The 21895-nt window shown below is 75.8% G+C and carries 19 protein-coding genes; 5 read left to right on the forward strand and 14 right to left on the reverse strand.

The genetic code is table 11. From position 1 onward, the window contains the following. From A2CP1_RS02525 to A2CP1_RS02540, 4 genes are all read right to left on the reverse strand, one after another. Positions 1 to 1248, reverse strand: coding sequence for a Ni/Fe-hydrogenase cytochrome b subunit (locus A2CP1_RS02525; RefSeq protein WP_012631913.1), 1248 nt, complete (start codon positions 1246 to 1248; stop codon positions 1 to 3). After that, entirely contained in the window at positions 1245 to 2198 is a 954-nt protein-coding gene (gene hybA, locus A2CP1_RS02530) for a hydrogenase 2 operon protein HybA (protein ID WP_012631914.1), read from the reverse strand. Before hybA ends, A2CP1_RS02525 begins: the two co-directional genes overlap by 4 nt. A 5-nt stretch (positions 2199 to 2203) precedes the next feature. Then, positions 2204 to 3328, reverse strand: coding sequence for a hydrogenase small subunit (locus A2CP1_RS02535; RefSeq protein ID WP_012524585.1), 1125 nt, complete (start codon positions 3326 to 3328; stop codon positions 2204 to 2206). Positions 3329 to 3796: 468 nt separating this feature from the next. Continuing rightward, positions 3797 to 4321: a MarR family winged helix-turn-helix transcriptional regulator gene (locus tag A2CP1_RS02540; protein WP_245529964.1), complete on the reverse strand. Its 525-nt coding sequence runs from the start codon at positions 4319 to 4321 to the stop codon at positions 3797 to 3799. A gap of 94 nt (positions 4322 to 4415) precedes the next feature. Between A2CP1_RS02540 and A2CP1_RS02545 the strand changes: the two genes are divergently transcribed. Then, on the forward strand, positions 4416 to 6113 hold the full coding sequence (locus A2CP1_RS02545) for a dipeptidyl-peptidase 3 family protein (protein WP_012631916.1): 1698 nt from the start codon (positions 4416 to 4418) through the stop codon (positions 6111 to 6113). Between the two features lie 140 nt (positions 6114 to 6253). Here the strand turns inward: A2CP1_RS02545 and A2CP1_RS02550 are convergent, their stop codons facing one another. The 5 genes from A2CP1_RS02550 to A2CP1_RS02570 all read right to left on the reverse strand — a co-directional run bounded on the left by A2CP1_RS02550 (position 6254) and on the right by A2CP1_RS02570 (position 14808). Further along, positions 6254 to 8362 (reverse strand): TonB-dependent receptor, encoded by a 2109-nt coding sequence (locus A2CP1_RS02550; protein ID WP_012631917.1) that lies wholly within the window; start codon positions 8360 to 8362, stop codon positions 6254 to 6256. Between the two features lie 104 nt (positions 8363 to 8466). Then, entirely contained in the window at positions 8467 to 8955 is a 489-nt protein-coding gene (locus A2CP1_RS02555; RefSeq protein WP_012631918.1) for a hypothetical protein, read from the reverse strand. Between the two features lie 107 nt (positions 8956 to 9062). Further along, positions 9063 to 13358 (reverse strand): DUF3857 domain-containing protein, encoded by a 4296-nt coding sequence (locus A2CP1_RS23910; RefSeq protein ID WP_012631919.1) that lies wholly within the window; start codon positions 13356 to 13358, stop codon positions 9063 to 9065. 100 nt (positions 13359 to 13458) lie between these two features. Continuing rightward, on the reverse strand, positions 13459 to 14160 hold the full coding sequence (locus A2CP1_RS02565) for an MgtC/SapB family protein (RefSeq protein WP_012631920.1): 702 nt from the start codon (positions 14158 to 14160) through the stop codon (positions 13459 to 13461). Positions 14161 to 14244: 84 nt separating this feature from the next. After that, positions 14245 to 14808: a TMEM165/GDT1 family protein gene (locus A2CP1_RS02570; RefSeq protein WP_012631921.1), complete on the reverse strand. Its 564-nt coding sequence runs from the start codon at positions 14806 to 14808 to the stop codon at positions 14245 to 14247. Between the two features lie 112 nt (positions 14809 to 14920). Between A2CP1_RS02570 and A2CP1_RS02575 the strand changes: the two genes are divergently transcribed. The 4 genes from A2CP1_RS02575 (at position 14921) to A2CP1_RS02590 (ending at position 18871) form a co-directional block, all read left to right on the forward strand. Beyond that, on the forward strand, positions 14921 to 16459 hold the full coding sequence (locus tag A2CP1_RS02575) for a DUF3943 domain-containing protein (protein WP_245529965.1): 1539 nt from the start codon (positions 14921 to 14923) through the stop codon (positions 16457 to 16459). Positions 16460 to 16639: 180 nt separating this feature from the next. Next, on the forward strand, positions 16640 to 17470 hold the full coding sequence (locus A2CP1_RS02580; RefSeq protein WP_012631923.1) for a YwiC-like family protein: 831 nt from the start codon (positions 16640 to 16642) through the stop codon (positions 17468 to 17470). Between the two features lie 32 nt (positions 17471 to 17502). After that, positions 17503 to 18264, forward strand: coding sequence for a thermonuclease family protein (locus A2CP1_RS02585; RefSeq protein WP_012631924.1), 762 nt, complete (start codon positions 17503 to 17505; stop codon positions 18262 to 18264). Between the two features lie 175 nt (positions 18265 to 18439). Beyond that, on the forward strand, positions 18440 to 18871 hold the full coding sequence (locus tag A2CP1_RS02590; protein ID WP_012631925.1) for a bacteriohemerythrin: 432 nt from the start codon (positions 18440 to 18442) through the stop codon (positions 18869 to 18871). 23 nt (positions 18872 to 18894) lie between these two features. Here A2CP1_RS02590 and A2CP1_RS02595 read toward each other — a convergent pair whose 3' ends face one another. From A2CP1_RS02595 to nikR, 5 genes are all read right to left on the reverse strand, one after another. Beyond that, positions 18895 to 19683, reverse strand: coding sequence for an energy-coupling factor ABC transporter ATP-binding protein (locus tag A2CP1_RS02595; RefSeq protein WP_245529966.1), 789 nt, complete (start codon positions 19681 to 19683; stop codon positions 18895 to 18897). Positions 19684 to 19685: 2 nt separating this feature from the next. Beyond that, positions 19686 to 20252 (reverse strand): hypothetical protein, encoded by a 567-nt coding sequence (locus A2CP1_RS02600; RefSeq protein ID WP_012631927.1) that lies wholly within the window; start codon positions 20250 to 20252, stop codon positions 19686 to 19688. After that, entirely contained in the window at positions 20239 to 20871 is a 633-nt protein-coding gene (locus A2CP1_RS02605) for an energy-coupling factor ABC transporter permease (protein WP_012631928.1), read from the reverse strand. Before A2CP1_RS02605 ends, A2CP1_RS02600 begins: the two co-directional genes overlap by 14 nt. Positions 20872 to 20899: 28 nt before the next feature. Further along, positions 20900 to 21340: a hypothetical protein gene (locus tag A2CP1_RS02610; RefSeq protein WP_012631929.1), complete on the reverse strand. Its 441-nt coding sequence runs from the start codon at positions 21338 to 21340 to the stop codon at positions 20900 to 20902. Between the two features lie 127 nt (positions 21341 to 21467). Then, the gene (gene nikR / locus A2CP1_RS02615) at positions 21468 to 21887 is read right to left on the reverse strand and encodes a nickel-responsive transcriptional regulator NikR (protein WP_012631930.1); all 420 of its coding nucleotides are present in this window, start codon (positions 21885 to 21887) and stop codon (positions 21468 to 21470) included. Positions 21888 to 21895 lie beyond the last annotated feature (8 nt).

A 21895-nucleotide genomic window follows, 5' to 3' on the forward strand; every position in this document is an offset into this window, starting at 1 on the left:
TCAGTGGCCGGAAGCGGCCCGGACCTCGCCGCGGCCGATCGTGGACTTCTTCCCCTGGTCGACGACGACGACGGGGAACAGGCGGGAGATGAAGATGAAGATGGCCATGCCGACCGCGGCCATGCCGACGGTGACGACGGTCTCGCCGAGCGACGGGAAGTAGTCCCAGCCCGCGGCGATGGACTTGCCGTCGGCGGTCCAGCCGGCCGGCCGGTACATGGTCATGTACGTGTCGGCGCGGTAGACGGCGCCGGCGAGCAGGGCCAGGAGCGCGGCGCCGAACAGCTTGCCGCGGTTCCGCTGCACGCCGGGCATGACGAACATGACCGCCGGCGCGATGAACAGGGCCATCTCCACCACGAACAGGAAGGTGGCGAAGTCGGCGCCGAGGAAGCGGAGCTTGCCGTTCAGGACGACGTCGCCGAGCCGGAGCACCACGTACAGCAGCAGGAACCCCGCGTTCACCTTGGACATGCTGGCGAACAGGGCCTGGTCCTGCTTCGCGTTCCAGTTGAGCCGCAGGATGTTCACCAGCACCACCACCGCGCCGTAGCCCATGGACAGGCAGGAGACGAGGAAGAGGGTGGGGAGCAGCGCGGTGTGCCAGAGCGGGTGGAGCTTCGGGCCGGCGATGAGGTACAGGCCGCCCAGCGAGCTCTGGTGCATGGTGGGGAGCAGGATGGCGAGCGCGATGATGTAGGGCATCGCCTTCGCCATGCGCGCGCCCCACTTCTTCCCGACCGCGGACCACCGGGGCGACTTGCTCTGGGCGGCGCCGTCGAAGACCGCCGGCAGCACCTCGATCCAGAGGACCATCACGTACATCATCACGCAGACGGCGACCTCGAGGAGCGCGGAGCTGAGGTTCCACCACGGGACGATGGGCAGCGTGACCGCGTTCCAGTAGCGGCCCAGCGCGATCATGATCGAGCTGCCGCCCAGGGTGTACGCGATGGCGCCGAGCAGCACCGCCGGCCGCACCAGGCCGTGGTACTGGCCCTTGTTGAGCAGGTAGCAGAGGAGCCCGACGCCGTAGGCGCCGGCGCCGATGCCGGTGAAGACGACGACGTTGATCGGCTCCCAGATGCCCCAGGTGAAGCCGTCGGTCATGTTGGAGACCGCGCCGACGCCCATCACGAAGCGGTACGCCATCACCACGGCGGAGACGCCGAAGACGGCGAGCAGGATCTTCATGAGGGGGTCGAGCATCTTCCCCCCGATGGCCTGCGGGTGGTCGTGGCCGCTCATCGCTTGCCCTCCTCGCCGTGCTCGGCGGCCTTTTCCTTCTTCTTGTTGCGGTTGATGACGAAGGCCATCGCCGCGTACAGCGCGACCGGCGTCACGCCGTGCAGGTACGGCGCGTGCGAGACGCTCTCCGAGAACTCGGCCTGCGAGCGCTCGGGGAGGTCGGGCAGGCCGAGGTCGTGGAACTGGACCCCGGCCGCGGCGAGGTACAGCACCTGCGTGCCGCCGCCGTCGTGCTCGCCGTAGACGTGCGGGTTGTAGCGCTGCGGGTCGGCGGCGACGCGCCGCTTCGCCTCGGCGAGCAGGTCCTTGCGGTAGCCGAAGACGACCGCCTCGCGCGGGCAGACCTCGCAGCAGGCGGGGTTCGCGACCGCGTACGGGCCGGTCTTCTGCTCGTCGCGCCGGTGCCGGCACAGCTCGCACTTCACGATGGCCGGGAACGCCTCGAACCACTCGAACTTGGGGACGTTGAAGGCGCAGCCGATCTGGCAGTAGCGGCAGCCGACGCAGGTCCACTTGTCCCAGAGGACGATGCCGGTGCCCTTCTTCTCGCCCTTGAAGTCGCGCTTCCCCTCGCCCTCCTTGTGCAGCGCGCCCAGCATGCAGACGGACACGCAGGAGGGATCGACGCAGTGCATGCACTGCTGCTTCATGTAGTGCTGCACGTCGCCGGCGGGGAACGCCTTGATGACGTTCTTGGTGGTGCTGTTGAGGTCGTTCGGCGCGTCGTAGACGCCGCCGTTCGCCTCCACCTTGTCCTCGGGGAGCTTGTTCGAGGCCTTGCAGGCGCTCTGGCAGGCGCGGCAGCCCACGCAGAGCGTCGAGTCGAACAGCATGCCCACCGCGTCGGGGAGCGGCTCGATCTCGTGCCGGGCCTCCGCCGTGGCCGGGATGGCGACGGCGGCTCCCGCGGCGACCGCTCCCTTGAGCAGGTCTCGTCGAGAGATGGTCATCGCCGCTACTCCTTCCCGTCTGCGTCGTCGGCGGCGGCCATCTTCCGGGAGGCCACCACGCCCGCGCCGACCAGGGCGCCGATCACCGCGCCGCCCAGGCCGACCGCGACCGGGCTGCCGCCCACCACCCCGTGCTCGGGGTGGATGGCCGGGTAGGCCATCGGGGCGGTGGGGTGCTCGATGGGCAGGTTCTGGTTGATGGGCACGTTGAAGACGATGCCCTGCTCGGTGCAGCCGACGCACGGGTGGCCGATGCCGATGGGCCACGCGCCCGGCACCTCGCAGAACGAGAGCAGCGAGCAGTTCGCGTGCGTCTGCGGTCCCTTGCAGCCGATCTTGTAGAGGCACCACCCGTTGCGGTGGCCCTCGTCGCCGTAGGCCTGCGCGAAGCGGCCGGCGTCGAAGTGCGGGCGCCGCGGGCAGTCCTCGTGGATCACGCGGCCGTACGCGAACGCCGGGCGGCCCTTCTCGTCCAGCTTGGGCAGCGTCCCGAACGTCGCGAACTGCAGCACGGTGCCGAGCAGGTTGTACGGGTTCGCCGGGCAGCCGGGCAGCGTCACCACCGGCTTCTTGATCCCCTTCTCCTTCAGGATCTCCGGGGCGCCCACCGCCTGCGTCGGGTTCGGCGCCGCGGAGGGCACGCCGCCCCAGCTCGAGCAGGAGCCGATGCAGATCACCGCCGCGGCCTTCTCGGCGCACTCGACCAGCGAGTCCACCGCGGTCTTGCCACCGACCATGCAGTAGATGCCGTCGTCCTTCTTCGGGATCGCGCCCTCGACCACGAGCACGTAGCCGCCCGCCTTCTTCGCGGTCTCGAGCGCCGCCTCGATCTGCTTGCCCGCCGCGGCGAACAAGGTCTCGTGGTAGTCGACCGAGACGAGGTCGAGGATCAGCGCGCCGACGTCCGGGTGGCTGGTCCGCAGGAGCGACTCGGTGCAGCCGGTGCACTCCTGGAAGTGGAGCCAGACGACCGACGGCTTCTTCTTGCCGACGTTCTCCGCCATCTTCTCGCCGGCCCATGCGGGCAGGCCGACGGCGGCGGCAGCGACGCTGCACACCTTGATGAAGTCACGGCGAGAGACGCCCTTGGTCTCCGGGCCGCTGATCATCTGGGAGCCGATATTGTCCATTCCGTCCTCCGGGTGCGCGCGAGACTAGCGCCCCGGATTGGAATTGCAACGCGGCAAAATTGCGGAAGGAAACGGGATTCCCGGCGGCGCACGATTTGCGGAGGGGCCGGTGGGACGAATGACCGCAGGCGCGCCAGCGCGCACCGAGCGGACGCGTCCAGAATTGACAGGCGTCAACGCCGACCCGGACAGAAGCGCACGGAGCCCCCGAAAAATGGCATTTCTGGACTCCGCGACGCAACATTGACCTGTCCGGTCGGGTACAAAATTTGCGCGCGCTCCGGGATCGAAAAAAATCCGGCCTCGCCCGCGCGGCCGAGCGGATCCGGGGCGCAGAACCCGATCCACGCGCACGGAGCGTGCGGGACCGCGCGGGGAGCCCGCAAGGCGTGAATTGACCATCCGTGAGTGTTGACCGCGCCAATCCAGGCGGCGCGGGAAATGTCCGGGGCGCCGCGCGCGCCGCGGTCAGCCGGCGCGCGCGCCGCGGCCGTTCCGGCGTGCGGCGGCGGGCTGGGCGGGCGCACCGGCCAGCTCGGCCAGGTTGTCGATGAGCTTGCGCAGCCCGGAGCGCAGCGCCTCCACCTCGGCGGGCTCCATGCCGCGGAGCGACTCGGCGTGGTAGCGCGCGGCGTCCTCGGCCACCCGGCGCGCCAGCGGCTCGCCCTTCTCGCTGAGGAACAGCCGCGCACGGCGGCGATCGGCGCGGTCCGGCCGCGCCTCGACCAGCTTGCGCTTCGCCAGCTCGCTCACCAGGCGCGAGCCGGCCGGCGGGTCGAGCAGCATCGCCGCGGCGAGCTCCCCGGGCGCGAGGCCGGGCTGGTGCAGGAGCCAGTACAGCGCCCAGAACTGCTGCACGGTCAGGCGGTGGCGCCCGGCGCGCGGGCCGACCACGTCGCGGATGCCGTGGCGCGCCAGGAGGACGAGCAGGCCGATGCTGGGCTCCGGGAGCGCCACGCGATCAGTAAAGGCCGGGCCGCGCGGGGAGGTCAAGGCGACCGACCGCGACCTCACCGGGGCGACCGCCCGCCGGCCCGCCCGGCGCCCCGGCGCCGGTGTAGAACATGGGCCTCCCGGAGGAGCCCTCATGAACGCCGTCCGCAACCTCTCCACCTCGCTGCTCGCCTCGATCGCGGCCCTGGCCGCAGCGGTGCCGGGCGCGTCGCGCGCCGCCGAGGCCGCGCCGCCCGGCGTCGCCGCGCTCCGCCGCGCCGAGGCCCGCTTCGCGCCGGTGGACCTGAAGGTGGATCTCTCGAAGCTGCCCGCGTCCGAGCGCACCGCCCTCGCGAAGCTGGTCGAGGCGGGCCGGATCATGGACGCGCTGTTCCTGCGGCAGGTGTGGGCCGGCAACGAGGCGCTCCTGCTGCGGCTCGTCGACGATCGCAGCCCGCTCGGCGAGGCGCGGCTCCGCCTGTTCCTGCGCAACAAGGGGCCGTGGGACCGGCTCGAGGAGGACCGCGCGTTCCTGCCCGGCGTCCCGGAGAAGCCGCAGCAGGCGAACTTCTACCCTGCGGGCGCCGGCAAGGACGAGGTGGAGCGCTGGGCGGCCGGGCTCGCGCCGGAGGAGAAGGACCGGGCCATGGGGTTCTTCACCACGGTCCGCCGCGACGCGGCGGGCAAGCTCGTGGCGGTGCCCTACAGCCTCGAGTACCAGGGCGAGCTGGCGCGGGCGGCGGCGCTGCTGCGCGAGGCCGCCGCGGCGACCCAGGACGCCGGGCTGCGCACGTTCCTCGAGGCGCGCGCGGCCGCGTTCGTCGGCAACGCCTACCGCGACTCCGACGTGGCCTGGATGCGCCTCGACTCGGCCGTGGAGCCGACCATCGGGCCGTACGAGGTCTACGAGGACGGCTGGTTCAACGCCAAGGCGGCGTTCGAGGCGTTCATCGGGGTGCGGGACGAGGCCGAGACCGCGAAGGTGGCCCGCTTCGCCGCCGAGCTCCAGGGCATCGAGGACGCGCTGCCCATCGACGCGGCGTTCAAGAACCCGAAGATCGGCGCGCTCGCGCCCATCCGCGTCGTCAACGAGGTCTACGCCGGCGGCGACGCCGCGAAGGGCGTGCAGACCGCGGCCTACAACCTCCCCAACGACGAGTGGGTCACCCGGACCATGGGGTCGAAGCGGGTGATGCTGAAGAACGTGCAGGAGGCGAAGTTCCAGAAGGTGCTGCTGCCGGTCGCGCGCCGGCTGCTCTCGCCCGCCGACCGCGCCCACGTCGCGTTCGACCCGTTCTTCACGCACATCCTCATGCACGAGCTGGTGCACGGGCTCGGCCCGCACCACGCGAAGGTGAACGGTGAGGAGGTCACGGTCCGCGCCGCGCTGGCCGACACCTACAGCGCGCTCGAGGAGGCGAAGGCCGACGTGGCCGGGCTGTTCGCGCTGGAGAAGCTGCTCGACGACGGCAAGCTCGACCGGCGCATGCGCGCCACGCTCTACCCCACGTTCCTGTGCGGCGCGTTCCGCTCGATCCGCTTCGGCCTGAACGAGGCCCACGGCAAGGGCATGGCCATCCAGCTCAACTGGCTGCTCGACCACGGGGCGATCGTGGCGCGCAAGGACGGGACGTTCGCGGTGGACGCCGCGAAGATGCGCGACGCCGTCGCCGGGCTCACCCGCGAGATCATGACCATCCAGGCGAGGGGCGACCGCGCCGGCGCGAAGGCGATGCTGGAGAAGCTGGGCGTGGTGCGGCCCGAGGTGGCGCGCGCGCTCGCGCGGATCGAGGACCTGCCGGTGGACATCGCGCCCCGGTTCGTCACCGCCGACGCGCTCACCGCGCGCTGATCCCGGCAACGGGCCGCGCGGCGGCGCCGCGCCCGCGGGGACCTCGTGCGAGCCCGCGAAGGCGGGCGCACGAGGTCGACGGAACCCGCGCAGCAAGGTGCCCCGCGGAGCGTCGCTCCGCGGGGCGGGGCGCAGCCCCGTCAGAACGTCCACTGCGCGTTCGCGTACAGCGTCCGCCCCGGCTCCGGCACCTTCACGCCGGCGGCGAACGGGTCCCGCAGGTACGACAGGTGCTCGGCGTACGTCTTGTCGAGCAGGTTGCGCACGCCCACGAACGCCTTCACGCCGCGCCACCCGGCGCCGGCGCGCAGGTTCGTGATGAACCACGCGGCGGTGGGCCGCTCGCCGAGCGCCGGGTCCACGCGGTCCTGCCGCGCCGCCCACTGCTCCTCCGCCTCGGCGAAGAAGCGGCCGTCGTCCCACCGGAGCGACGCGCTCGCGCGGAGCGGCGGCACCTCGGCGAGCGGCGTCCCGGCGGTGTCGTTGCGGGCCCACACGTACGCGACCGCCGCGCCGGCGTGGAGCCGCAGCGGCAGCGCCAGCCGCGCCGAGGCCTCGCCGCCCACCCGGCGCGCGCTGACGCCGGCGTAGGTCCTGGCCGTCGCGCCGCTCGCGAGCGCGAGCGGGACGAGCGTGATCTCGTCCTCGACCCAGGCGTGGAACACCTGCGCCTTCGCGAGCAGCCGGTCGGCGGTGAAGCGCAGCCCCGCGTCCAGCTCGTCGCTGCGCGTGGGGCGGAGCGACGGGTCGCCCACCCAGGCCGGCTTCCCCATCAGCCCCGCGAGCGCCATGTAGCGCTCCTGCGGATCCGGCAGGCGCGTGCCGTGCCCGTAGCCGGCGAACACCGTGAGGCCGCGCGCCGCGTCCCAGTCGAGCTGGACGTTGCCGGCGAAGAGCAGGTCGGTGCGCGAGCGCTCCGGCGTGGTGTCGGGCCGCCAGGTGGCGTAGAAGTCGCGGCGGTCCACGCCGGCGTAGGACTCCGCCACGTCGAGCCGCGCGCCGGCGGTGGCGCGCACCGACGGCGCGAGCGCGTGGCGCAGCTCGGCGTAGGCGCCGCCGGTGGTCTGGGTGACGTCGGGGATCGACGCCTCCCCCACGTACGGCTGGCCGGGCATGGCGCGCCGCACGCGGATGGTCTCGTTGTCCCAGTTGCGGACGACGAGGTCGGCCCCGATCCTCGCCTCGACCGCCGCGTCGGCGCCGCCCAGGCCGGCCTCGAGCTTCGCGCCCAGCGTGCGCGTGCGCGCCTCGGTGCGCATCGACCAGGCCTCGGCCAGGCCGCCGGCGCAGGCGGCCGGATCGGCCGCGGAGCTGCAGCGGTCGCGATCGTCCATGTCGTGCGCCACCCGGGTCCAGTAGAGCTGCGCCCGCGCCGACGCGAGCGGCCCGAGCGCGCCGGCGCGCCAGGTCGCGTTCACCCGGTCGGTGTCGTCGCGGATGCCGTCCATGAGCAGGTACGGGTACAGGACGTCGTCCGCCTCCTGGCGCGTGTAGGCGACCTCGAGCTGCTGCCCCTCCGCCGGCGTCAGGCCCACCTTGGCCCAGCCGCTCCGGACGTCGTACGCGGTCTGGTGATCCGACGTGTCCCGGTAGCGGCCGGTGCTCGTCGCCGGGATCACCTCGGTGATGTTCCGCCCGTCGCCGGCGAGGTACGGGTCGCTTCGCTTGAACGCGCCGCCCAGCAGCAGCGAGGCGCGGCCGCCGCCGTAGGACGCGACGGCGCTGCTCTCCATCGCGCCGGACGAGCCCGCGCCCAGGTTCACCTCCGCGCCGGGCCCCGGACGCGCGCCGCGGGTGCGCACGTCCACCACGCCCCCGAGCCCGCCCGGCTGGCTCACGTCGAACGGTCCGCGCCGCACCTCCACGCCGTCCACCTCGGCCCAGTCGAGGTGAAACGCCGGCGGGTCCATGCGCGACGGGCAGGCGCCGTGCGTGCGCGTGCCGTCCACCAGCACGTTCACGTCGTCGCGCTTCAGGCCGCGCAGCACCACGTCGCTGGCGATGCCCGCCTTGCGGACCTTGCCGAGGCCGAGCGTCTGCTCCAGTGCCTCGCCCAGGTCCCGGGCCGGCGTCTCGCGCACCTCGCGGACCTCCAGCCCGTCGGCGCGCGGCTCGCGCCGCGACTTCACCACGATCTCCTCCAGCAGCACCTCGGTCCGCGGCTCCGCCGCGGGCTCCTCCGCCGCGCCGGGCGCGGGGAGGAGCGTCAGCGCGGCCACGAGCCGCGCGAGCTTCCAGTTCCTGGACATCGGTCCTCCGGACAGACGGGTACACGTCCGCCGCGCGCACGCCGGCTCGCGCCGGCGGCCGCGGCCGCAGGTTCACGGTTCGTGATGGTGCGGGGCGCGCCCGATCAGAGCGCGCGCACGGCGGACGGCCTGGGCGGCGGCACGGCGGGGCGCGGCGCCCGCTCCGGCGCCGTCGCGGCCGGGGCCGCGGGCGTGGTGCGCCACTCCGCCAGCGCGAGCGCCGGCCGGGCCGGGACGGCGAACGGATCCAGCGCGCCGGGGGCGGCCAGGCCGCCCTCCGGGTCGCCGCAGGTCGGCAGGAGGCCGGGCAGGGCCGCGCGCCGCGCCCGCGCCTCCTCCTGCGCCGCCGCGCGGCGGGCCGCGTCGCGGTGGCAGGGGGGCAGGTCCTCGGGCCGCGCCGCCTTCCGCGCCCGGCGCGCCTGGGCGTTGCAGACCGCGCAGGCGCAGAGGTGATCCTCGCCGTGGGACCGGCACGAGCACCGGTGCGGCCCGGACACGGGCCCGGCCGGCAGCAGGCGCACGCCGCCGGAGAGCGCCAGCGCGAGCAGCGCGGCGGCGACGCGGGCGGCGGGGCGGCCGGCGACGGCGAGCATGGACAGGCCACTCTCGCGGCCCGTGCGGCCGGACGCAAGGTCCGTGGTTGCCGCGCGACGATGCGCCCCCGCCCGGGACGGAGTTCACGAACAGTGTGACGCGCCGGCTAGGCGGGCCGCTCGCCCGCCGCCGGCGCCTTCGGGGCGGGCGGCGCCGGCTTCTTCCGCGCCGGCGCCTTCTTCCCCGGCTTCGCGCCGTCGGGCGTGGCGGGCGCGGGTGGCGGCGCGGCCGACGGCGCGGGCGCGGGCGCGGGCCCGGCGGGCTTCACGACCGGCGCGGCCGCCGGCGCGGGGCCCGCCGGCACCGGCTGCGCCGGGGCGCCCGGGACGGCGGGGGCCGGGCCGAGCAGCGCCAGCCGGCGCTGCGCGAGCGCGTGCGGGGCGGTGGGATCCAGCGGATCCGGCGCCACCCGCGCGTAGGCGGCCCGCGCCGCCTCGGGCACGCCCCAGGCCTCGGCGATCCGGCCGAACACGAACCAGTCGGCCGGCTCGAGCGCGTCGCCGCTCACGTCGAGCGACCGCAGGAACACCTCGCGGGCCTCCGCCGGCTGGCCGCTCGCGGCGTAGATGGCCGCGAGCGTGTTGAGCGAGGGGTGGTTCTGGCCGCGCTCGCCCTCGACCGCGCGGCGCGCCCAGTCCAGCGCGTCCTTGCCCGGCGTGGCGCGGAACAGCTCCAGCCACGCGGCGTTGTTGAGCACGAGCGGGCTCGCCTTGCCGGCGTCGATGAGCCGGCGGAACGCCTTCGCCGCCTCGTCCACCTTCCCGGCCCCGAGCCGCAGGTTCCCGAGCAGCCCCAGCACCTCGGGATCGTCGGGCAGGCGCTGCAGCACGCCGGCGGCGAGGGCCTCCAGGTCGGCGGGGCGCTTCAGGTCGGCGAGCGCCACCGCCCCGAGCGCGAACGCCTCGCGCGAGGCCGGGTCGTCCTGGAGCAGCTCGCGCGCGACGCGGAGCTGGTCCTCGCGCTTGCCGGCGGCGCGGTACGCCTGCGCCAGCGCGAACCCGAGCGCCCGGCGCTCGGCGGGATCGGCCGCCTGCGCGCGCGCCTCGGAGAGCGTGGGCAGCGTCCGCCCGGCCTCGTCGGCCCAGGCCAGCACCGCGGCGGCGGCGCGGCGCACCTCGGGCGCGCCGGCCTCCGCGCCCGGGCGCCACAGCCGCGCCAGCACGCCGGCCGGGGTGGACGGATCCGACTCCGCGCCGGGGAGCGTCTCGCGCGCCCAGTCCAGCCAGCGGCGCGCGCCGGCGAGGTCTCCCGCGCCGGCCAGCCGGAGCGCCTCCGCGCCGAGGATGGGCCAGGCGGTGTCGGTGGCGAGCACCTTCGGCTCCTTGCCGTCCCGCACCACGAACACGGCCGACCGTCCGTCACCCGGCGTGAACGGGAACTGGACCCGGACGCGGACCGCCGCGCGGGGATCGCCGTCCTCGAGCATCTCCACCCGCGAGAGCACCAGGTCGAGCAGCACGTCCGGCGGGATGCCCTGCTCGTGCAGCGAGCGGCGCGCGCCGGCCACCGGCCCGCCCAGCCCCTGGTCGGCGATCCGCGCCAGCTCCGGCCCGAGGCGCGCGCGGGCCACCATGCCCGGCAGCTCCTTGCCCGGCTCCGGGGAGCGGAGGGCCACCACGAACAGGCGCTTCACCAGCCGGGCCGCCTCGCTGCCCTGCGGCGCGAGCGACTCCCAGGGCTTCAGCCCCAGGAACAGGTCGGCCTGCTGCCGGATCTCGGCCGCGTTCGGCGCCCCCTGCGCCGCCGCGCCCGCGAGCGCCGCGGCGGCCGCGTAGCTGCGGCGCCCCACCATCAGGCGGGCGGCGTCGCGGAGCGCGTCGCGGCGCCCCTCGCCCATGCCGCGCGCCTCGTCCTCGGCGGCGGGCGCGCCGCGCTGCATGGCCACCGCGGCGAGGAGCAGCGCGTCGCGCTCGCGCCCCCGCGGAACGTCGCGCGCGAGCTTCTCGGCGTCCGCGTCGCGGCCGGCGTCGAACAGCGTGCGCAGGTAGGGGCCGTCGAAGGCCTGCTCGTGCAGGTCGGAGCGGATGGCCTCGAACTCCTCGATGGCCTCCCCGATGGTCGCCGCGGGCGCGCCGTTCGCCTCGCGCGCGAGCAGCTCGGCGAGCGCGGCCCGACCGCCGGCGTGATCCGGGTCGAGGTCCTTCGCCTTGCGGTAGGCGGCGAGCGCGCCGGCGCGGTCGTGCCCCGGCCCCTGGTAGCGGCCCACCGCGTCGTGCTGCAGGATCCACCCCAGGATGCGGTGCGCCCAGGCGCTGTCCGGCTCGAGCGCGATGGCCTGGCGGACCTCGGCGGCGGCCTGCTCGGAGAACCCGAGCCGGACCAGCGCGGCGGCGAGCTGGACGTGGTGGAGCGCCTCCTTCGGATGGAGCGCCGCGAGGCGCCGCATCTCCGCGAGCGCCTCGGGCACCTTGCCCGCCGCGAGGAGGGCGGCGGCGGTGCGGTCGAGCGCGACCACCGGCGAGCCGCCGCGCACCACCTCGCGGGCGCGCTTGCCGAGCCGGGCCGCGTCCGCCGCGGAGAGGCGGCGGCCGCCGGTGTCGAGCCGGAAGGTGGCCGTCACGGTGCCGTCCGGCTCGAGCGCGTACGCCTGCGAGTAGGTGGCCGGGCCGAAGCGCTCGGTGGTGCTCGCCGGCAGGGGGCGGGGCTGGAAGCCGTCCGGCGCGTGGATCCGGTAGGTCACCTCCCACTGGTAGGGCACCACCAGGAGCAGGTCGGCGGTGCGCTTCGCCGGCGCCGCGGCGTGGCCCTCGGGATCGCCGGTGAGGAAGCCCGGCAGCGCGTCGAACACCTGGTCGGGCGTGACGGGCAGCGCGGCCTCGTCGTCGGCGGTGCGCACCGCGTCGGTCTCCTTCGCGTCCACCACCAGGCGCAGCGGGGCCGACGGATCGTCGAGGCCCTCGGTGGTGGCGGAGAGGACCTCGGCGGCGCGGAGCACCTCCTTCGCGTAGTGCTCGGCCACCTCGTCGCGCCGCTCCGGCGGGATCCGCTCCCGGAACGCGCGCTCGCTGGCGGCGAGCGCGCCCACCAGCTCGCGCGTCTCGCGGATCCGGCCGCGCCCGCTCTCCGCCATGAACAGCTCGCGCACGATGCGCACCCGGTTGTCGGCCGCGGCGCGCTCCGGCGTCCGGACCAGCTCGCGCCCGCCGGGCGTCACCAGCGCCAGCCGCCCCTCCACCGCGGGCGGCAGCACGCCGGGCGGCGTGTACGGGTCGGTCGCGTCCACCCAGATGGCCGGCGAGCCCTCGACCCGCACCACCACGTGGTCGAACTGCGAGATGCCGGGCAGCTCGGGGTTCACCTCGTGCCAGTCGGTGCGCACCAGCGCCAGGCGCGCGTCGTGGCCGGCGGCCCGCAGCAGGCCCGCGACCAGGAGCGACAGGTCCTTGCAGTCGCCGTAGCGCCGCTTCAGCACCTCGGTGGGCGTGGCCGGCACCAGCGCCGCCTCGCCCAGCTCGAGCCCGGTGTAGCGCACGCTGCGGTGGACCCAGGCCACCACGCGGCGCACCGCCTCGGCGCGATCCGGCGCCTTGCCCTCGCCGAGCGCCTCGCGCGCGGCCGCGGCGAGGTCGCTGCCCGCGAGCTGGCGCTCCCAGGTGGCCGCGTAGCGCGCCGACACGTCGGCCCAGGACCGGCCCCAGCCGAACGCCAGGTAGGGCGCGGGCGGCGTGTCGCGCGGCGCGCCCGGCTCGACCGCGGTCCAGCCCGGCACGTCGCGGCGGTCGATCACCAGGCGGCGCTCGCCGCGGTCCTTCGTCTCCTTGGGCGCGGCGTCGATCCCGCGCACCACCCAGCGCAGCGGGAGCCCGGCGGGCGCGGCCACCTCCACGCGGATCCGCCGCGCCGGCAGCGCCTGCGCCAGGAAGAAGCGCGTGCTCGTGCCGCCGTCGAACGCGGGCGCGGTGTCGCGGACCACGATCAGCTCCTCGACCAGCGAGCCGGCCCGCACCGCCGGCAGCGGCCCGGCCACCGCGCGCCGGTCGGAGTACATGAGATCGGCGCGGTCGGCGACGCCTTGCTCGGTGAGCGTGGACGGGTCGAGCTCGTGCACCTCGCCCTGCGCGGTGATCACGCGGGCCCGCAGCTCCGGGCGCGCCTGCTGCCAGGGCGCGTAGGACCGCTCCACCCGCGACCAGCTCCGCGCCGCCTCGGCGGTCAGCAGCCGGAACACCAGCCGGTGCTCGAGCGTGAGCGCGCCGCGCGCGTCGTAGCGGAACCGGCCCTCCTCGAGCAGCACGTCCACCCCGGCCGCCTTCGGCGGCGCGAGCGCCTGGGCGGCGGCGAGCATCGCCTTCGGGTCGGCGGAGAACGGCGCGCCCTCCCACGGCGCGTCGGCGGCGCCGGCGCGAGCGGCGAGGAGGGACAGGCTCGCGGCGGCGAGCGCGGGGAGGACACGGAGGTTCATGTGGGACGCACCGGAGCTGGGGATCCCCTCATTGTGGAGGAGAGCCGCCCGGCACGCCAGCGCGCCGCGCGGCGCGCGCGAGCACGGCGGGCGCGGGCCGTCAGTCGCCGGCGGGCGAGAGCACGAACTCGCGGACCACCGCGAGCCCCTGCAGCGTCGCGGCCAGCCTGGAGAAGTTGCGCGCGTCGGAGGTGCGGACGGTCATCCGGTACTCCACGCAGCGCCCCTCGTCGGTGAGCCGCCAGGACATCGAGCTCACCTTGCAGCCGTGGCGGGCGAGGAGCTCGCGCACCGCCTCCTCGCCGAGCGCCTCGTCGCGGTGGAAGCGCAGGCGGTGCGCGGCGTACTGGTGCGCCGGCAGCCGCGCCTCGATCAGCCGGAACCCCGAGAGCACGCCCAGCGTCAGCACGGTCGCGGCGAGCGCCGGGAAGTACATGCCGCTGCCCACCATCACGCCGATCGCGGAGGTGATCCAGATGGACGCGGCGGTGGTGAGGCCGCGGACGGTGATCCCCTCCTTGAAGATCACGCCGGCGCCGAGGAAGCCGATGCCGGTCATGATCCCCTGCGCCATGCGCGTCGGGTCGAGCCGCACCGACTCCGCGGAGGGGAACCACCGCTGCTGGTACAGCGTCAGCAGCATGAGGAGGCTGGAGGCCAGGCACACGAGCGCGTGCGTCCGGAAGCCCGCCGGGCGGCCGTGGTACGAGCGCTCGATGCCGATCGCGCCGCCCACCACCAGCGCGACGCACAGGTGCGCCAGGATGCGGAGGTCCTCGGCGTCGACGATCGCGGGCGGCACGTCAGAAGGTTCGCCCCTCGGGCGGCCGGGCGCAAGCTCGCGACCCGGCCCTGCCTCGCGACGGCGGCGCGATCCCGCGGTGGATCAGCCGGCGATCGCCGCCCAGGCCGAGATGAGGCCGAACAGGAAGAACAGGCCGGCCGCCGCCCAGCGGATGCGCGCCGAGGACACGCGCGCCGCGAGCTTCTCGCCCAGGAACACCGCCAGCCCGTCCGCCGCGAGCATGCCGAGCGTCGTGCCCATGGTGACCCGGATCACGTCGCCGTAGCGGGCGGCGAGCGCCACGGTGGCGAGCTGCGTCTTGTCCCCCATCTCGGCGAGGAAGAACAGGACGGTGGTGGTGAGGAACGCGCCGAAGCGCTCCGGCCCCTTCGACGCCTCGAGCGAGTCCGGGCGCAGCGTCCACAGGCCGAACAGCAGGAACGTGAGCGCGAGCACGCCGGCCAGCATGCGCGCGGGCACGTTCGCCGAGATCCAGGCGCCGAGCGACGAGGCCAAGCCGTGGTTGGCGAGCGTCGCCACCAGGATGCCCGCCATGATGGGCCAGGGCTTCCGGAAGCGGGTGGCGAGCGAGAACGCGAGGAGCTGGGTCTTGTCGCCCATCTCGCTCGCGGCGACGAGCAGGAACGATCCGAGGATGGATTCCATGGTGGGCCGCAGGGCGGGGAGCGCACGGATACCGGACCGGCGCGGGCGGGTCAAAGCCTATCGCCGGTGGCTGGCGCCGCGCGCGCGGGGATGCTAGATGCGGGGCTCCGCCGTGCCCGCACGCCGTGTCCTGATCGCCGCCGCCTGCCTGGCGCTCTCCTGGCCGCAGCCCCACGACGCCGCGGACCCGCGGTCGCCTCCACCCGCCGCCGAGGACGAGGTCGCCGCCGCGTCGGCGCCGGCCGCGCCGCTGCGCGCGGTGGCGCCGGACGCGCCCGCCGCCACGGCGGCGACGCTGCCGGCCTCGGTGCTGCCGCCGCCCGCGCTCTCGCCGCGCCCCTCGCCGCACCCGCTCCCGCCCGGCGCGAACGTGTTCCTCCCGGCGGCGGAGTCGGCCGCGGTCACGCTGGCGATGATGGGCTGGAACCGCTGGGTGGGCGAGGCGCCCTGGGCCGACATCACCGGCGACTCGATCGGCCGCAACCTCCGCAGCGCCTGGGTGCTCGACGACGACCAGTTCTGGATCAACCAGTTCGGCCATCCGTACCAGGGCATGTGGTCGATGACCGCGGCGCGCAGCGCCGGCCTCGGCTTCTGGGGCTCGACGCCGTACACCATCGCCTCCAGCCTGGTCTGGGAGATCGCCGGCGAGACCGAGCCGCCCTCCATCAACGACCAGATCACGACGCCCATCGGCGGCATCGTGCTCGGCGAGGTGCTGTTCCGCCTCGCGGGCATCCTGCGCGGCGACGGCAGGAACCCCTGGCGCGAGCTCGGGGCCGGCCTGCTCGCGCCCATGGACGCGCTCAACCACGGGCTGCTCCACGACGGCCACGACGAGCTGGACGAGCCGCGCGCGTGGACGCTCTCGGCCGGCCCGGTGGCCGCGCGGCTGGCGTGGGACGCGGCGGGGCCGCCGCCGGGCTGGGAGACCTCGCCCGAGGTGGCGTTCCGGATGGTGCACGGGCTCGCGTGGCATCCGGCCTTCCGCTTCGAGCGGCCGTTCGACCACTTCGAGCTGGAGGCGGCGTACGCGGGCCGCTCCAACCCCGACGCGACCCTCATCCTGCGCGGCCTGCTGGCGGGCGCGACCTACGGCGACCCGGCCGGCTGGCGCGGCGTCTACGGGCTGTACGGGAGCTTCGACCTGGACACGCCGGGCGTGTTCCGCGTCTCCACCAGCGCGCTCGGCCTCGGCACCTCGGGCGGCCGCCTCCTCGCGCACGACGTGCGGGTCGAGGGCACCGCGATCGTGTCCGGGATCCTCATCGGCGGCGGCGGGCAGGTGGCGCGCGACGCCGAGGGCAAGGGGCGGGACTACCGGCTCGGCCCGGGAGGCCAGTCGGTGCTGGAGCTGCAGCTCACCGCCGCGGAGCGCGCCACGGTGCGGCTGGGCCTGCGCCACTACCTGCTCTTCGGCGCCGGGACCATCGGCGGCGACGAGCTGATCGGCGCGGGCGACGCGGCGGTGGTGGTGCGGATCGCCGGCGAGCACGGGGTCGGCATCGAGGGCACGCTCCACACCCGCACCCTCTGGCCCGAGACGGGGGGCCGCGAGGCGTTCACCGGGCGCAGCGTGCGCGTCTTCTGGGAGATGAACGGCTTCCACGCGCCGCCCGAGCCGCTCGACCCGGCGCTGCTGACCCAGTGACCCGGGGCCGCCCGGACGGTCCCTGGGCGGTCGCGACCGTCGGGAATCCGTGGGGCCTGCACCGACCGGCGGGTGCGCGGTGGGCGCGGACCAGGAAACCCGCGGATCACCCGGGGGTTGCGGCTGGCAGCCCCCTTGCTACATCGACGGGTGACCCCCACGTCCTCCGGAGCCCGCGAAGTGCCCAGCCAGCCCATCATCGCCCGACAGGCCCCCGAGGCCCCCGCCGCCGCGCCGGCGAAGCGCCGCTCCATGCTGCCGCACGAGCACGGCGCCTGGGGCCAGCTCGCCATGCCGCTCCTCACCGCGCTCGCCATCGCCCGGCCCGGCGCCGCCGCCTGGCTGCTCACCGCCGCGGTGGTGCTCGCGTTCGTGGCGCACGAGCCGCTGCTGATCGTGCTCGGGCAGCGGGGCCGCCGCGCCGTCGCCGAGGACGGGGCGCGCGCCCGCCGCTGGCTCGCCGCGCTCGGCGCGCTGACCGCCGCCACCGGGCTCGCCGGCATCGCGCTCGCGCCGCCCGCCGCGCGGCTCGCGCTGCTGCTCCCGGCGGCGCTCGCGGTGGTGGTGGGCGTGCTGGTCTGGCGCCGGCTCGAGAAGACGGTCGCCGGCGAGATCACGGTGGCCGCCGCGCTCGCCTCCGCCGGCTACGCGGTGGCGCTCGCCGCCGGCGCCGAGCACCCCGCCGCGCTCGCCGCGCTGCTCGCCTGGATCCTCGCGTTCGGGGCCGCCACGCTCGCGGTGCAGGTGATCCTGGTGCGCGTCCGGTCGAAGGGCGCGGCCGACCCGGGCCGCCGCCACGCGGTGCTGGCGGGCCTGCTCGCGGTCGCGGCCGTGGCGCTCAGCGCGGCGGGCCTGCCCGGCGCGCTCGCGCTCGCCACGCTCCCCACCGCGCTCTTCTCCATCGTGGTGTGCCTGGTGCGCGTCTCGCCGAAGCGGCTGCGCGAGCTGGGCTGGGCGCTGGTGGGCTCGTCGGCGGTGACGCTCGTCATCCTGGTGGTCGGCCTCCGCTGACGCGTGTCCGCCCGCCGTGCGATCCTGGCGGCGTGATCCGGTCCCGACCGCCGCTCCTCGCGCTCTGCTGCCTCGCCCTGGCGCTCGCCGCCCCGTCGGAGGCCCGCGCCCGCCGCGGCCGCTCCGCGCGCGCGGCCGAGGGGCGGGTGGTGCTCGACGGCGAGGCGGCCGCGGTGCGCTGGACCGACGGCGACACCTTCCGGCTCCTCACCGGCCCGCGGGCGGGCCAGCGCGCGCGGCTCGCCGGCGTGAACACGCTCGAGACCTACGGCCCCGTCCACCGCTGGGGCGGCTGGCGGCCCGAGGCGCTGCTCGCCGTGGCGCGCGCCGCCGGGCCGCGCGCGGCCGCCGGGACCTGGGACTGCCGCAGCGTGCGCGGGCGCGGCGGGCGCGATCGCTACGGGCGGCTGCTGGTGGACTGCCCCGGGCTGTCGCGCGCGCTGGTGCGCGAGGGGCTCGCGACGGTGTTCGCGATGGACGGGCCCGCCGATCCCGCGCTGCTCGCTGCGCAGCAGGAGGCGCAGCGCGCCGGCGCCGGCATGTGGGCGGAGGGCGTGCCGGACGTGATCGTCTCGAGCGCGCACTCGGCCGGCGAGGCCGGGCTGGGGCGGCGCGGCGCGTACGACCGGCTCGTCGACGTGCGCACCGGCGCCGCCACGGCGCGGCCGCACGCGCGGACGTACCGCGCCTGCGAGGAGGTGTGCGCGGGGGAGGGCGGCGGGCGTTCGTGCCTGGTCTACGTCCCGTACGAGCGCCGCTTCCGCGATCGCCCGCGCTGCCTGGGCGGCCGGTAGTCGGGCCCGCGGCGCCGGCGGGCGTCACGCTCCGCTCACTGGCGTCACCCACCGTGTAGCTGCCCTGCGCCCGCCAGGCTCGCTCGTTCGGGCCTACCCGGATAGGCCTTGCCTCTGGCGGGTACGGATGGAAGGACTGTGGCGAGGCGCCCGACCGGGCGCCGGGAGCCCGGACATGATCGAAGCGCACGCCTGGAACGAGAAGCTCGACCTCGGCCACGAGGCCATGGATCACGAGCACCACCTGCAGATCGCGCTCGTCACCGCGCTGACCGAGGCCATCGAGCAGGCGCGTCCCTGGATGGCCCGGCAGCTCTCGGCCCAGCTCCTCTCGTACAGCGGCATCCACTTCGGCAGCGAGGAGATGCTCATGCAGGCGAGCGCGTTCGTCGGGCTCCCCGACCACGCGTCGGAGCACCGCACCCTCCTCGAGGCGATGCGCGAGATCCAGGGGGCGCTGGAGCGCGGTGAGGACGACCTCGCGCTCGCGTTCGCGGTGGAGCTCCGCGCCGGCCTGGCCGGCCACATGGCGGGCTCCGACCGCCGCCTCGCCGATCACGTCCGCCCCGTGCAGCCGGCAGGCGCCGTGGTGATCCCCATCCGCTGATCCCCGCGGGCGCGCGCCCGCGGCTACTCGGTGTCGTGCACGTGGAAGTGCGCGTGCACCTCCACGCCGTGCGCGTGGACGTGCCGGTGCGCGAGCCCGCTCTCCACCAGGGCCCGCTCGTCGCCGAGCAGCGCGGCGGTGGGGCCGTCGAACAGGACGCCGGGGCGATCCGGCCCGAGCAGCACCGCCCGCGTGCCCAGCTCCTCCGCCAGCGTCAGGTGGTGCGTGGAGGTGACCACGGTCACCCGCTCCAGCCCGGCCAGGAAGTCCACCAGCCGCCCCGCGCTCGCGGGATCCAGGCCGGCGGTGGGCTCGTCGAGCAGCAGCACCTTCGGTCCGACCGCCATGAGCGCCGCCATCGCCACCCGCTTCTTCTCGCCGCCGGACAGCTCGAACGGCGGCCGCTCCAGCAGCGCGGTGAGCTCGAACGCGCCCGCCCAGCGGGCCACCCGCGCCTCGACCTCCGGCTCCGCGACGCCGAGCTGCCGCGGCCCGAACGCGATCTCGTCGGCGACCGACGGGTTGAACAGCATCGCGTCCACGTTCTGGAACAGGAGCGCCACCTCGCCGCGGAAGGCGCGCCGGAACGCCGCCCCGGCGAGCGCGGGAGCGTCGAGCGCGCGCCCGCGCCAGCGCACCGCGCCCTCCTGCGGGAACGCGAGCCCGTCCATGAGCTTCAGCAGCGTGGTCTTGCCGCAGCCGTTCACGCCGAGCAGCACCACCCGCTCGCCCGCGGCCACCGAGAACCGGAGCTCGCGCAGCACCGGCCGCCCGCGCAGCTCCATCCGCCCGACGTCCACCTCGAATTCCACGGCTAGAACCCCCGGGACCGCATGGCGTCGGACACCTCGCGCGCGTTCCGGACCGCGAGCACCAGCAGCGCGGCGGTGATGCCGCTCGCGTTCCGCACCACGTCGAGCGGCCCGGGGCGGCGCGGCAGGCGGCTGCGCAGGCCGTCGGCGGACTCGGTGGCGAGCAGCCGGAGCGCGTGGATCTGCGCGAGCGCGATCACCACGAGCCGAGTGGCCGCCGGCCAGGGCGCGAGCGCGCGGAGCAGGTTCACGCGCGCGAGCACCGAGAACGCCAGGAAGGCGAGCAGGAGCGTGCGCGCGGTGAGCGCGAGGAACGGCGCGATCGGCGGCGCGGCCGGCGCGCCGAGGCGGAGGAAGGCCCAGGACAGCGCGGACATGCCGAGCGTCACCGGCAGCACCAGCCGCGCCACCCGCGCCAGCGCGCGGGGCAGGCCGCGCCGGAACGCGACCGCGGCCGCGAGCGCCGCCAGGCCCAGGGTGCGCAGGTCGGTCACCGCCGAGAGCGCGAACGCGGCGGCGAGCCAGCCGGCCAGCAGGAGCCGCTCGCGGCGCGGGTCAGGCGGCGCCACGGAGATCCGCCCTCCGGAGGAGCGCCAGCGCGAGCAGCGTGTACAGCCCCTCCACCGGCCCGGTCACCGCCAGGCTGGGCGCGAGCAGCGCCGCCCCGGACACCGCGAACGGCACCGGGAAGTACTCCGGCGCGATCCGGTGCTGGAGCCCGAGCACGAGCGCGACCGCCGCGGCCGCCACCTGCATCGAGACCCACGCGCCGAGGAACGCCGCGGCGCGTGCGGCCCGGCGCCGCAGCAGCCGGTGCACGGCCCAGCCGGCGAGCGGGCCGAGCAGGCCCATGGCGAGCGCGTTCACCGCCAGCACCGTGACGCCGCCCGCCCCGAAGAACAGCGCCTGCAGCAAGAGCACCAGCGACTGGCACAGGAACGCGAGCAGCGGGTCGTAGAGGAGCGCGAGCAGCGTCACGCCCACGAGGTGCGTGGAGGTGCCGCCCGGCACCGGGATGGCGAGGGTCTGCACCACGAACGCGAGCGCGGTCAGCGCGCCCACCACCGGCAGCGCGTCGGCGGCGTCGCGCCCGAGGTGGCGGCGGGCGGCCAGCGCCCACAGCGGCGCCGCGGCCGCGTAGGCCGGCAGCGTGATGGCGGGCGAGAGGAAGCCGTCCGGGACGTGCACCGCTAGCCTCCCTGGCCGGCACGCCGGCTCACCGGCGGACGCCCCGGCGTCGCTGGACCAGGAACAGCGCCGCGAAGATCGCCGCGACGACCGCCGCCCCGAGCAGCGGGCGCAGCACGAAGCCCGCGCCCGGCCCGGAGGGCGCGCCGGCGGCGGGTCCGCCCGGTGCGATCTGCACGGTGGTGTCGAGCCCGTGCCCGCCCGGATCGACCACCTTCACGCGCCAGGCGCCGGGCACGTCGGGCACGAAGGCGATCCAGCCGGCGCGATCGGTGCGCCCGGCCTGCCAGGGCGCTCGCGCGTCGGACGGGGACCAGAGCTCGTACGCACGATCCGCGAGCGGCTCGCCGTCGGACTCGTACACCCGCAGCCCGGCCGCGTGCCCGGGCACGAGCTCGTGCAGGACCTCGTGGCCGCGGGCGGCGGCGGGGGCGAGCAGGACGGACAGCAGCATGAGCGCGGCTCGCATCGGCGAGGCTCCCGGCGCCGGACGCCGGGGGGCGCGGGCGCGTAGCACGATTCCGAGGGGCGTGATACTGGAGTCCCGCGGCCGGGTCAACCGGACGGGACGACGCAGGCAGCGCGCGGCGGGCCCTTCAGCCGAGGTCGTGCCCGGCGGTGGCCGGCACGAGCTTGCCGTACTTCACGCCCCTGGTCGCGACCAGGCTCTCGCCCATCGCGACCACGTCCTTGCCCCGCCCGCGGAGCACCAGCACCTCGAGGCAGTTGTGCGGGTCCATGTGGACGTGCAGGGCCGAGACCACCGCCCGGTGGTTCTCGTGCTGGATGTGCGCGAGCTTCTGCGCCAGGCTGGACGAGTCGTGGTCGTAGACCAGCGTCACCACCGCCACGCGCTCCTCGCGCCCCGAGGACTCGGTGAACGCGCGCTGCACCAGCGCGTCGCGGATGAGATCGCGGATCGCCTCCGAGCGGTTGACGTAGCCCTTCTCGGCGATGAGCTTGTCGAACTGCTCGAGCAGCCCGTCCTCGAGCGAGATCCCGATGCGCTCCAGCATGTGGCCTC

It is taken from the genome of Anaeromyxobacter dehalogenans 2CP-1, from assembly GCF_000022145.1.
GTDB classification, from domain to species: domain Bacteria; phylum Myxococcota; class Myxococcia; order Myxococcales; family Anaeromyxobacteraceae; genus Anaeromyxobacter; species Anaeromyxobacter dehalogenans.